We start from the raw sequence: 13,062 nt of genomic DNA, 5'->3' as shown, positions 1-13,062 counted from the left end.
AAGATACTAATTCGTTCGACAAATAGGTAGTCTAGGAAATTCAACTTGCAATAGATTAGATTGAGAAGGAACTGCACACAACCCAGAAGCAGAGTTTTCTTTTATCTCTATCTTGGTTTCCACAGCTTGACCTTGCATATCTTTATCTAAACGAGTTTGATCTTCTTGAGATAAGGCATTATTACTTGGTTTACTAGGATTAGTTGGTGGAGTAACTGGGTTACTGGGAATATTCTCGTTTGTTAAGTTGAAATTGACACTTGCGCTACCACTACCCAGAGTCACCGCATAACCGCCAGCAGTTGTGTTTGCTGTTACAGGAATTGAGACCTGTCCGTTAGTGTCTGTAGTAATAGTGTTAGCTGTAGTACTAGCAGAGGCGGCACTACCAGGAGCAGTAAAAGTAATGCTGGCGCCGGGTATAATGTTGCCGTACTGGTCTTTGACTAAAGCTTGGAGATTATTACTGAAGTTTGTGTTAACGGTAGTGGTTTGATTGTCACCGGAAGTAGCAGTGATATTAGCTGGCGCATCTGGGGTGTTGGTCAAGTTGAAACTAACGGGAGTAATATTATTACCAATACCTAAACTAACTTGATAACCACCAGCAGTTGTATTTGCTCGGACTCCTATGGAGATTTGACCGTTGGTGTCTGTAGTCAAAGTGCTGCTTGTAGTTCCAGAAGCACCACTACCAGGTGCCGTAAAGGTAATACTGGCGCCAGGTACAATGTTGCCGTACTGGTCTTTAACTATTGCTTGCAGATTATTACTAAAGTTTGTGTTAACGGTAGTACTTTGATTGTTACCTCCAGTTGAAGTAATGCTCGTTGGTACATCGGGTAGGTTGGTGAAGTTAATAGGAATTGCAGTATTACCAACATTAGCACTGACAGTATAGTCACCTGCAACTGTGTTTGCCACTGCTGTTAAACTTACTTGACCAGAGGAATTAATTGTTGCAAGATTGCTGCCAAGGGTCGCGCTAGCGCCTGTACTACTTGGAGAAAGTATGTAATTAACAACACCACCTGCAACAGGTTCATTGTATGCACTTGTAACAGTTAGTAACTGATTACTAAAGGGAGTATTGACGACGGCTGTTTGATTACCACCAGATTGAGTTGTGGAAGTAATGGTAAATCCGCGCGACTCAAAACTACCAATGTCTGCTTGACCGACTCTGTTAACCCCTCGTTGGTCAGGGGTCGTGATATTGGGGTTGCCAGCATTAATGGCAGGACTACCTGGTAGCAAAGCCATTGTCCTAGTAGAACCACCATAGTAACCTAGAGGCGCCAGTAGAGGATTGATACCCACTTGGTTGCCGTTACTTCCATCACTAAGGCCCGTCATACCAGTGGCATTGCCGATGATATTGTAGCTGCTGCTTGCGTTGACTGAACCAAGTATATCGGGATTGGCGCCTCTGTTTTGCGCCACAATAGAATTGTTTAGCGTCAAGTTAGCAGCATTGAAAATACCACCACTTTGTCTAATACCAATAGCAGCGTTATCACTAATGGTACTATTTGCTATTGTCAAATTCCCAGTGTTGTAAAAGCCGCCACCGCCGTCTCCTTTTGCTGTGTTACCACTGATGGTACTGTTATTTACTGTCAAAGTACCACCATTAATAATACCACCCCCACCACCTTCAGCAACGTTGCCACTGACAGTACTGTTCAATAAAGTCAAGGTGGCATCATTGCTAATAGCACCACCATAACCAAATGTATAGTTTCCGCTAATGGCACTGTTTGCTACTGTCAAATTGCCTGAGTTGTTAATACCGCTACTACTATTAAAGTTTCCTTTGGTAATGGTTAAGTTTTGCAGTGCAGCAGTTACTCCAGAAGCAATATTAAATACTTGGTTAACATTATTACCACTCACTGTAGTGCTACCAGCCCCAGCACCATTAATCGTAACGTTTTGGTTAACATTAACAGTATTACCTGCATAAGTTCCGGCGCCTAAATTAATCGTGCGACTTCCTGTTACATTACCAATAGCGCTGATAGCATCATTTATTGAATTGGTACTAGGATTAGTTTCTGGATTAACTTGGTTGATGTTAAAGTTCAACCCACCTGTGCTGGTCAAGTTGATAGTGGCGCCACCTGGTCGTAAAAACTGTCGTCCAATCAATGTTAGAGATGCGTTTCCATTACCAGTTTGATTAATCGAATCTGTTAGGGTTATATCACCACTACCGCCAGCATCAAACGCGGTTGTAAGTACTACATTAGTTCCAGCATCAAGAGTACTTGAAATAGTTGTGGGGGAAACATTACTGTTGCTGGCTGGGTTAAATACTCCATTCGTTAAAGTTCCTGAACCGCCATCAACGATATTAATATCAGCCGGGTCGAGTAACCATGTACCCCCTTGTCCATTCGCGGCGCCAGCGTCTACTCTACCACCTGCCACGTTTAATGTATTCTTACCAGAGGTTTCTACCAAACCGCCATTACCACCATTGGCACCACCACGCGCGGTTATGTTTCCAGCAAACTTGGTATTATTATCTGCCCAGACAATTACCTTACCACCATTACCGCTATCTACGGCATCAGCATTAATTACGCTATCGTCACTAACAACGGCTTGTTTGGCGTTTGGAACAGTTCCTTTACCTTGATAATCTCCTCCAACCAGAACTGTACCACCACCATTAGAACTAGAAGCATCTACTTTAGCAGTAATTAAAGCAACCTTTTCACCAAGGATGTTGATTTTTCCTGCTTGAGCAGATACTTTACCACTGACAATATTTGTACCAGCATCAGCTGGAATAGAAGTACCTGAACTCGTTAGCATCACTGCACCATTTTCTACAGTCATGCCAGTGGCGCCGATGGAATTACCACCTGTGAGCAATTCTGGTAATGATAGCGGTGTAGTAGGTGTATTAACAGCAGTCTTGGTTTCAACGGGTAAATCTAAACTTAGTAAACTACCTTCGCTACTGACTCGAACTAACTTTTCTCCTGGTACTGCGGCAATAGTAATATCACCACCTGGGGCAGATACTTTTCCGGTGTTAACTACCGTTCCACCAAGTAAAGTTAAACTCTGTCCTTCATTGACTGCTAAATTTCCAGCATTAACAATGCTACCTAATTGATTACTAGTGAATGCGAAAATAGAAGGATTACCGTTAAGCTGTGTATAGTTGTTACTTCCAACTGCGTTAAACCACTGGTTATTACCAAACCCAATACCGTTAGCAGTTGTGGCAGTGAACGCCGCAGGCACATTTAAGCTAGCGTTTTGACCAAAGACAATACCTGCTGGGTTCATCAGGTAAAGATTTGAGGCGCCACCGCTTACCTGTATTAGACCGTTAATATAAGACGCATCACCACCAACTACCCGACCTAAGATATTCTGAATATTAGGAGTTGAAAGGAAGTTAGCGATTTGCCCACTGTTGAGACCAAATTTTTGAAAGCTATGGAATAAATTGGCGCCGGACTGAGTACCACCAGTTATATTTAATTGATTTGGGTTGCTTCCGTTCGTGACAATAGTACCCGTACCATCATTTGCTGGAGTAATTACTTGCGCTAATACCTGTTGCGGACCAAAGCTCAGAAATAAGGCAAGCCAAACTAGCAATAATTTTGCTTTACTCTTGACTTTGGTTTTGACTTGATTTTTGATTTTTCTCAACTTTGTGCGGTGGTAAATATCCATGTTTTCCAATTGACTTTACTTTTTATCTACACATAATTTGTAGGGTGGGCGCCGCCCACCAAACCGGACATCACAAATATAGAAATACCGAACTACACTACTTTTGACCTGATGAAAATCTACTCTACTCTACATAAACACTATATACAGACAGTATTTTATTTTACCAGAGTTAAAAACTTTTAAACAAGCTTTTATTAAGTTATTTAGGGCTTTGTAATATATTAGAACTTACGCATTGACAAAAATAGTAATCAATGTATTTAAGCAGTCCAAGCATTAGTTAGATTATTTACAGTATGTTCACGTACAACATTTATAAATAAGTTTATTTGTATCTCGTACCAATTAGAAATTATTTCCTCAGAGCGCATTTTTTCCAAGCGAACAAATGCTTGAAGTGAGCAAAATATATGTGTTTTGATTGCATAACTATCTCTAACCATGAATCTACAAATACCACATACTTGCTTTATTGCTCTGTGAAAGATTTCAATTTTCCAATGAGTATCATGTATTATGATAAATTCACTTCTTGTTATCTTTAATTTATTTGTGGTTAGTGTAATTTGGGATAAAAGAGCTTTCCCAATATACTTTGCATTATTACCAAAGTTAGGAAATAGTAATATCTTGAACAGGATATACTATCTCAAGTAATACCAATTTTTCAAAACTCTAAAATTTGTTTATTAGGGGATAGAGAATTTTGTTCTGTAAAATTGACTAAGTTCCTTCAGTCAATGGGTGTGTACTTTTGTTTGCGTTTAAAAAAGAACGAATTTATCGAACGTGAACAAGATATTTTTATTCAGTTACAGAACCTTGGATTGGCGCCCGGAGTCTCTTTTTTATCAAAGGTGTTAAAGTTACCAAAACTCGTGGTTTTATTAGTTTTAATGTTGCTGGTAAGTGGAAATATTTTGTCTGTATGCGTACAAAATACGCTAAATATCATATTTGATAACTAAAATTTTGCAGGACTGGTAATCCTCGCATGTTCTCCTTGTCACTGGGGGGGCGAATTTTTAGTGTTTCTGTTGCGCTTTCATATAAAGTATGACAAAGTATGATACTAATAAATAGTATGATTTTAGAAAGAGCAAACCGAACATGCCAGATATTGAACGTATCACCATCACATTGCCGAGCGATATGGCGGTAATCGTCAAGAGAGCGGTAGAAGACGGCGACTATGCCTCAACCAGCGAGGTTGTGCGAGCGGCACTGCGCGACTGGAAAATCAAACGCGCCTTGCAACTTGAAGAACTTGCGGCACTTAAAAGCGATATTGACGCGGGACTTGCAGATATTGCTCAAGGCAATGTGAAGGATTTTGATGTAGACCAAATTATTAAAAGAGGGAAAAAGTTATTAGTAGACCGCTCGTCATCCGTCTAACGGACAATGCAGAAGCAGACCTTGCGGAGATATGGGCTTATATAGCTTCTGAAGCCTCAGAAGAAATTGCAACACGATTGCTCCAGAAAATAGATAAAGCGAGTCGATTGTTGTTAACCTTCCCACTTTCTGGAGCAGCACGAAACCAGTTAGCGCAAGGGCTGCGTGTGATATTTGAGGGAAAATACGCAATTTATTATGTAGTCTCAGAAACCGAAATTATCATAGTACGGGTTTTGCATAGTGCGCGCGATGCTTACGCTTTAGCTGAAAGAGGAGGGTTTACTTATTAAATAAAATCAAAAAGCACAGAGGAATTATTAAAAATCCTCTGTGCAAAAATAAAGCCCCCGATTTCTCAAGGGAGAACGGGGGCTTTATTCAATTATTTTATTTTTAGTTCACTAATAATTTCACTTATAAGATGTGATATCACGTCTCTATTTTTTCTACAAGATTTCTATTACAAAAAGAGTGATTATGTTTGCCTTTCCTGCTAGACTGAAGTTCCCAGAGAAACCAAAAATTATAGTTCAAAAGCACTAGATAGATACACCTAGTTACAAAATTATCTGGAAGCTTTTCGCGATTAACGACAGCAGAGTAAACAGAGGTAACTCACATCTTGCACCAACGTATTAATACTTAATTTTTCTATTTACAATAAACAGAAATTTTTATCAATAACACGATAAAATAGCCTTTTCAGCCTGCTCCCGGCAGGCTTTGTTCGTATAGTCCCACCCTTATAGGGTGTAGGTGCAAGATATAAGGTAAGGTTTCGCGCGATTACTTCCCAAGAGTATTGTTGTTGTACTAGTTTCTTTCCGTTCTCACCAAGCTGGCGCCGCAAATTAGGAGATTTGACTAATTCGGCAATGGCTTGAGCTACTAGTTCAAGTTCTCCATCAACGACTAATCCAGCTTGAGCGTTAGCTACGTCTGGAGAGATTTGAATACTTGGAGTAATTACAAGAAGTAATCTTACAACCATTGTTTCAGCAACGCCAATAGCGAAGCTTTCTGAGAACGAGGGTAGAACGAATAATTGTTAAGTATTTAATGGCTCTTGATTAGATTTTGGTTTAACTGGCTTACCAGCAATAGCGTAAAGAATGGCGTGTAATACAACTCGTCCAAACCAAGACTCATAACCAAGCCAGGTGATAAAACGACTATTAAAGCCAGTCAAAGAAATCCAGTTACGTAGAGTACGCTCTAATTTGAATTTATGAGTTTGTGCTTCAGTTGGAGATATATTATAGGATATGCCATTTAGTTTCGAGGGCATATCTTTTAGAGCTACCGCGCGTTTGAGATGGGATATGCGTTGCCAACGGAAACCCATTAATTCCGAAACATAGCGGTCGAATGTACCAGCATCAGTTGCGGCGATAACGAGGTTCATACGTATAGGGTCACCACCTTCCATCGGACCGTTACGATCTAGAAAATATGTACCATCAGCTAGCACTGCGGGTTTAAGTGCCTTGTTAATAGCAACGATTGCGTCATCAAAGATGTAGTGACGACGTAAGCGCATAATGTCAGGAATACACCCCCACTGATTTTTGTAGCTTAAAGTCAAGCCAGTCATACAATGGATTTTTGGAACTGGCAGAGTCATAAAAAGGTCGGTGTGATGTAATAAACGTGTAGGTAAGGGAAGCTCATAATTTTGCCCGCGAGAACGAAATTGAATCATTTCTCGCTCTTCTTCACATAAATTAACAACCTCTACCCCAAATTCGTCAACCAGTTCATAAAGAGAATGCCCTGCAAATGCCTCTTTTGCTGTCCAGGCGCCGTAACCGCCATCTGTTTCAACAATAGCTATATGAGATGTGTACTCTCGCAATACTCTGACAACTTCTCGCATAAAGATTGGAGAAGTTGTAACTCCAGTCTTATAGTAAGGATATGTAAGATTTGGCTTCAATGCGACTCTAGTATTGTGAGAGATTCGAGATAGAATTCCTGTTTTCTCTAGACTCACTTGAATACTAGATGTCAGGTCTTCTTTAGAAGAAGTTAGAAAAACGCAACGTTTGTCAAAATTTATACTTTTCATAATGGCTTTAAATGTTTGGTAAACCTATTACTCAACTTTTTCTTCTTTCCATGTTTGGAACATCGCTTCCATTTCACTGACAGGATGAACCCAAGATAAGCTGTCTGCTAAATCTGAAAGTTGGTTTTTGTAGTATTGATATTGTTCAGAATCAGTTAGTAAGGTCTGGATACCTGCTCGAATTGCAGCAGTATCTCGTTCTACAACCAATCCTCCCCGTCCTTCTACTACTTGAGCAACACCACAAGTTTTCGTAACTAATACTGGAACTCCTACAGCAATTGCTTCCTGAACTGTGTTGCCCCAATTCTCATGAAGAGAAATTAATGTAAAAATATCAGCGTCAACGTAAGCAGATAATTTATCATCACCATAGATACCAGGAATGAAATAAGTCTGTTGATTAATTGCTAGTTCTGCTGATAAATTACGTAAACTTTGTAGATAGCTTGCAGATTCAGATGGTCCAACAATTGCCAGTTGCCACGTTAAGTCAACTAGTTCAGACATTGCCATCAACAGTTGTTCTATATTCTTTTTTTTCTCAATTCGTCCTAGCCATAGAATCAGCGGCTTAGTTGGTGATAGTCCCCACTTCTGACGGAATTTGCCACGTGAGGGTAAATGTTGATACTCTGTTAAATCTACACCATTGACCCTAAGTACTAAGTGCTTAGGCTGAATACCAAATTGAACCGCATCATTCCATTCTAATTTGGAAGTTACTACAACCGATTTTGCATTTTTGAACAATATCTCACCAAATATTCGATGATAAATTTGTTTCAGCCATATGCTATTGACAATTGGAATTAGCATTCCACTAGGTTCAATACTATATGGAATGCCGTAATGTTTAGCATAGCTCGCTATAAATAGTCCAATAAAATCATATATACCAATAATGTGTATGGCATCAAATGTAGGTATATGTGACCGTGAAAAAACAATCACTGATGGGTTTAAAGAAGTTCCGCGTGCAGAAAAATAAGTTCCTAAATAGTGGACTGTGACATTATTAATTGTTTCTACCCATCCTTGCCATTTTGGACGTTGATTACGTTCTATAACTGTAGTTGTCACCACACTGACTGAATGACCTAATTGTGCCAATCCTTCAGCTAGAGCAATAGCATTAGTTACTCTTCCTCCAAAGGAATAAGCTGGTCTATAGTTCTGTACAGAAATTAAAATTCTCATTTTGATTGCTTACTCTCTTTCTGAAAATAAGAATGTAAATGTTCAGCTAAAGTTTGTTGAAAACTCTTAAACCCAAAAGTATCAATTACTTTCTGGCGTAAAACTTCAGGTTGGTACATTAAAGAATTGGGATAGACACCTTGGAGAATTTTAATTAGAGTTTGAGCGATTGCTTCAACATCATCAGGGTTAACTAGCGCGCCTAGTTCACCATGACAAACAGCGTCAACTGCTCCATCTTGATTACCTGCTAAAACTGATTTACCACAAGCTAGTGCTTCTAAGTAAACAATGCCAAACCCTTCTTTTTTGCTAGGCATAGCAAAAACATCACAGAGGTTGTAGTAATCACATAGTTCGGAATCCGGTATAAATCCTGCCAATGTTACGCAGTTTTGTAAATTTTGTTGAGCTATGAGTTGTTCAACGCGCGTGCGGTCGCTACCTTTACCGACTATTATGTAATGAGCATTAGGAATTTGCCGACAGATATAGGGCATTGCTCGCAGAATTTGATCGTAGCCTTTATAACGTTCGCTACTATCTAATCTAGCTACTGTTAAAATGATTGGCTGATCAGCACTTAATTGATGTCGGTCTAGTAGATATTGAGGTTTAGGGGCGATTTTAAACCGTTCTGTATCAAATGTGTTTGGTAGTAAAACAACCTTATCTGGGTCTAGATTTTGCTCTTTTAGTAACCGTTCGCGCGTGTAACTGCTAACTGCTAAAATTTTATCTGCGTTTTGGAGTGCTTTTTTCAAAGCTTGATTCTCAATGTCCCAAGCATCGACTCCATGTGCCACTACCCAGTAAGGAACATGTGTTAATTGTTTAAGTCTATAACCTACAGTTGAGAAATTTAATAGAGTGGATAATATTAAATCAGGGCGTTGTCTTAGCCCATAGGTGGTAATATTACTAGCAAATGCCAGTGTGCGTAACTTTGGGGTCCACTTTCCCGAACAGTGAAAGTGAGTGTTTGGTAGGATTGGAAAATCTGGTGAAAAATTCTTATCATGCTTAATAAATACATCGTATCGACTTTTACTTAATACGTTCTGGATTGCTTGCATAAAAAAGGCTGAGTAAACCTGGATTCCTCCCTTAAATTCAAACATATTAGGAATCCAGAGATGAATAGATGATTGGTTTTTCAAGTGTTCTCCTTTTTGACATTAGTATTAACTGTATTCAAAGGTATGGAGCTAACTATTTTTGGACTTTTCAAAATAAACATTAGTGGAATAATTATTGGGATGCAAGCATAAAACTCAAATAAAACTATTGTAGATGCCGTATTAATAAAATATATTACAAAACCCAGCTTATCTTGATTTAATTTTCCTAATAAAAAAGTACTTAAATCTAAATTTTGTGTGTAATAACTTTGATGATATGAGCTACTTAATAATATACAGCATATACAGATAAAAATAAAAATACCTAAAAATCCAAATTGAGTTAGCATAGAAGTTAATGTAGAATCGGCGATAAAAATTTCATTCTTGGCACCTGTATTATTATTTAAAGTGATGACCAAGTTAGAACCAAAACCAAGATATTTACCAAAGAATAATGAAACAATATCAACCTGATTAAAATAACCCTTTAAAATATCTACTCTTCCATCACCAGATGATGAACTACCGCTGCGACCGCTTAACTCATTTACTCTGGATAGAGCCGAAATTGCTATTATTAAAAATAAAGGAATACCAAAAAATGTTATTAATAGTTTATCCTTAATTATTTTAAATACTTTGCTCAATCTTGTATAAATTTTAACAAGCACAAGTAATACAATGATTAATAACGCAGTTCTTGAACCTGAAAAAAATATGCCTATTGGTGAGAGTAAAAGCATTACAAATCGTAATCGATACGGCGGTAATACAGATAAGTTTAAATAAAATACTAGTGCCAGAAAAAGCCCTAATGTATTAGGTCCAATAAAAGTACCAACCGAGCGAGCTAATCCAGAGCTAAACCAACCTATGCCATTTTGAACAACACCAGTTTCACGTTGTAAATAAGAATAGTATACCTGAATTAAGGCTAAAGGATTCATCGCTTCTAAAACCCATCGCATATAGTAGGGGTGTAAATGGCGATGACAAAATACAAATATCGAAACAACAACGATAAATGGTCGCAAGCAAGAAAAAACAAGAGTAATACTAAATTCATTAGCAATACTGCGTGCAATAGCAATAGCAAGGCTAATAAGACAAAGTGCGTAACAAATTATTAAATTATGATTTTCTCTAAAAGCAATTTTAGGAGTAGTTGAGCGAAACCATAAACTTACAAATAAAAGCAAGATAGAAAACACATCCTTTAATAGCTTTTGCCATTCAGGTACTAATGAAATATATTTCTGTTTTTGAAAGTAGTAAGGATCCCAGTTGCCATTTAAGGCATAATCAGCAATATACAAGTAGTTGAGAGTAGATGCCACAACTATTAAAAACAATAGCGTATGTGTAATAATTGAAATTTTTGCTGAAGACGTTCGTAACATGGTTAGCTTTGCAAATAAGGAAGCAGTGTTTGTGTGACAGCGAACCAGCTTAGATTCTTGTGATAGTATTGCTGAGAATTTTGAACAGCATCGTTCAAATTATCTAGTCTTAAAATAGTATTCATGACTTGTTCTTCAAAAACCGAATAATTGTTATCGAGAGATAAAAACAAACTAGGTAAACTTTGTAAGAAGGAATCAGTCAATCTCCCATTAGTTCCAACAACAGGTAAACCATGTTCCAAAGCTGACATTAGGGAGGTTCGTTTTGCACTAACGCCGAATTCATGAGGCATTAAAAGCAAGTTAGAGATTTGTAAATAGTGAGATAGTTCATTGGGTGCCAAGTAACCAGGGCGTATGACAGCGTTTAAGAATGGAACTGTCACGGATTTAGCATTTCCTAGCAGTAACCAATTTACCGTATAGTCTGAATTGTAAAGATGACTATCTAAACTAGCAACCCAATCTTGACGAATTGATGCTGAACAACCAAATAGTGTTAGGACAATCTGTTTTGGGAGAATTGCTAGTTTTTTACGTAGTTCTTGTTTTTCTTGAGTCGAGATGATTCGAGGTGGAATATTATTTGCTATAGGCAAATAATGAATTTTACCAGGATTGCGATTAAAGCGATTTATGTGCTTTAAATATAGTTCTGAGCCACAAAATACATGGTGGCTTGCATGAAGTAGTTGCCTTAGAACATATTGTTGGAATAACCCATTTACCCAAGTGCCAGGATATTTAAGAAACCAGTAGTAAGTTTCATGGACAAGTAATAAAGTTTGAAAGTGTTGGGAACACTTTTGCCAAAAGCCAATTAGATTTAAGTTATATTTTCTTCCAGAAGAATACAATAGAGGGGTATACTGTAAAATGACAGTTTCTACTTTTTCTACCTGTAATAAATTAAATAGCTTATCTAAGCCACCTTTAGACCAATTTTCTACGTATGGTAAGATAACTAGGGGTTCAGAAACTGCTTGACATTCTTGCTCAACGATAAGATTTAACTCTATGCTAAGGTTATCTTTACAGTGTGTCGCGAAATTAATTGTATAGTCTCCTACACCACATACATACGGCATGACTTTAGCGGTAATTGTGACAGTTTTTGATAATTTTTCTTTAGTCATTATTTCTTTTATTATCTAAGCTTTTGATGCTTGATGCTCTGCAATCCATTCACGATAGATTGCTGCTAATTTTTGGATGTTGGACTCCCAGGAAAGCGACCTTACTCGTGTCCAACCTTGGTATGCAATTTTAGTCTGCAAATTATAATCTTGTAGCAAACGCATGATAGCGTGTTCCATCGCTTCGGTATCATCGAAATTACATAATAAAGCTTCTTGCTCATTCTGTAATTCGGCGCCAAAACCAGTTGGTGTGGTTACAACTGCACAACTGCAAGCCATAGCTTCAGCGAGGGCAATACCGAATCCCTCATATTGAGAAGGAAAGAAAAAGACTTTAGCTTTAGCTAAACTGTCAGCGATGTCCTGATTTGAGAGACGTGGATGAACCGTAATACGGTTATGTAACTTAATCGGAAAGTCGGCTAAAATTTTTTCCTGCGCTGAAGATGCACCATAAATGTCAAAGTGTAATTTTGGGTATTGAGTTAAAATTTTAGTTATAACTGCAATTACGTTGTTGACTCCTTTTCGGCTAATCCACGAACCCATAAAGGCAATCCGTTCCTCTTTTGTCGCTACAAACGGCAAAGATAAATATTCTTGATCTAGCCCAGGCTCAACTACAGCAGTTCGATTAGCCGGATAAAGCCCTAAATTTAAAACATGCTGGCGGTCTAACTCACACAATGACACAAAAGCATCTGCATGAGCGAAAGCTATGTTCGAGAAACGGACATGAGTTTGTTGAAAAAACCAGCTTTGCAAGAGGTTAGAGTGAGGTTGGTAGGCGCCTCTCCGAATATAATCGAGAAGTTCTAAACCATTAGTGTGAGCAACTAATAAAGGTCTTTTTGGTAATTTAGATAACTGCTGAGTCGCTAACCAAAACTCGTCACCATAAAACTCAATAACATCATACTGCTTTACTTGAAGTTTTTGTTTAGCTAAATTATAGGCGCCCCAAGCTTGGCGAAACTTCTTGGCTTTACGAATATTTTGCCAAGGCTCGTAATGATTTGGTT

Annotated in this window: 9 protein-coding genes and 3 pseudogenes; 3 read left to right on the top strand and 9 right to left on the bottom strand. The window is 38.2% G+C overall.

Features of this window, described 5'->3' with window-relative positions; all coding sequences use genetic code 11:
* Positions 1-6 precede the first annotated feature (6 nt).
* Positions 7-3,702: a beta strand repeat-containing protein gene (locus AC2JBO_RS06850; RefSeq protein ID WP_496952883.1), complete on the bottom strand. Its 3,696-nt coding sequence runs from the start codon at positions 3,700-3,702 to the stop codon at positions 7-9.
* A 263-nt stretch (positions 3,703-3,965) separates the two neighbouring features.
* A pseudogene (locus AC2JBO_RS06845) lies at positions 3,966-4,247 on the bottom strand (IS701 family transposase); the annotation flags it as partial.
* 1 nt (position 4,248) lies between these two features.
* On the opposite strand from AC2JBO_RS06845, the pseudogene AC2JBO_RS06840 reads away from it, so the two are divergent.
* From AC2JBO_RS06840 to AC2JBO_RS06830, 3 genes and pseudogenes are all read left to right on the top strand, one after another.
* Positions 4,249-4,621 (top strand): annotated as a pseudogene (locus AC2JBO_RS06840) (transposase family protein); the annotation flags it as partial.
* A 194-nt stretch (positions 4,622-4,815) separates the two neighbouring features.
* Positions 4,816-5,103, top strand: coding sequence for a ribbon-helix-helix domain-containing protein (locus AC2JBO_RS06835; protein ID WP_496952882.1), 288 nt, complete (start codon positions 4,816-4,818; stop codon positions 5,101-5,103).
* The gene (locus tag AC2JBO_RS06830; protein ID WP_496952923.1) at positions 5,076-5,396 is read left to right on the top strand and encodes a type II toxin-antitoxin system RelE/ParE family toxin; all 321 of its coding nucleotides are present in this window, start codon (positions 5,076-5,078) and stop codon (positions 5,394-5,396) included. Before AC2JBO_RS06835 ends, AC2JBO_RS06830 begins: the two co-directional genes overlap by 28 nt.
* Before the next feature lie 365 nt (positions 5,397-5,761).
* Here AC2JBO_RS06830 and AC2JBO_RS06825 read toward each other — a convergent pair.
* The 7 genes and pseudogenes from AC2JBO_RS06825 to AC2JBO_RS06795 form a co-directional block, all read right to left on the bottom strand.
* A pseudogene (locus AC2JBO_RS06825) lies at positions 5,762-6,139 on the bottom strand (glycosyltransferase); the annotation flags it as partial.
* Between the two features lie 15 nt (positions 6,140-6,154).
* Positions 6,155-7,174 carry a DUF362 domain-containing protein gene (locus tag AC2JBO_RS06820; RefSeq protein ID WP_496952881.1) on the bottom strand — a complete coding sequence of 340 codons (1,020 nt, stop codon included), beginning with the start codon at positions 7,172-7,174 and terminating at the stop codon, positions 6,155-6,157.
* Positions 7,175-7,201: 27 nt separating this feature from the next.
* Positions 7,202-8,374 (bottom strand): glycosyltransferase, encoded by a 1,173-nt coding sequence (locus AC2JBO_RS06815; protein WP_496952880.1) that lies wholly within the window; start codon positions 8,372-8,374, stop codon positions 7,202-7,204.
* Positions 8,371-9,495 carry a glycosyltransferase gene (locus AC2JBO_RS06810; RefSeq protein WP_496952879.1) on the bottom strand — a complete coding sequence of 375 codons (1,125 nt, stop codon included), beginning with the start codon at positions 9,493-9,495 and terminating at the stop codon, positions 8,371-8,373. The genes AC2JBO_RS06815 and AC2JBO_RS06810 overlap by 4 nt, the downstream gene beginning before the upstream one ends.
* Positions 9,496-9,530: 35 nt before the next feature.
* Positions 9,531-10,835, bottom strand: a complete 1,305-nt coding sequence (locus tag AC2JBO_RS06805; RefSeq protein WP_496952878.1) for a hypothetical protein — start codon at positions 10,833-10,835, stop codon at positions 9,531-9,533.
* Between the two features lie 65 nt (positions 10,836-10,900).
* Positions 10,901-12,037, bottom strand: a complete 1,137-nt coding sequence (locus AC2JBO_RS06800) for a glycosyltransferase family protein (protein WP_496952877.1) — start codon at positions 12,035-12,037, stop codon at positions 10,901-10,903.
* A gap of 15 nt (positions 12,038-12,052) precedes the next feature.
* Positions 12,053-13,062, bottom strand: a 1,010-nt coding sequence (locus tag AC2JBO_RS06795; RefSeq protein ID WP_496952876.1) for a glycosyltransferase family 4 protein, incomplete at its 5' end; no start/stop codon positions are given.

Source organism: Calothrix sp. CBUCES-K 9914 (assembly GCF_059640475.1).
Note: the sequence above shows the minus strand (reverse complement) of the source record. Positions and strands in the feature narration are given on the sequence as shown.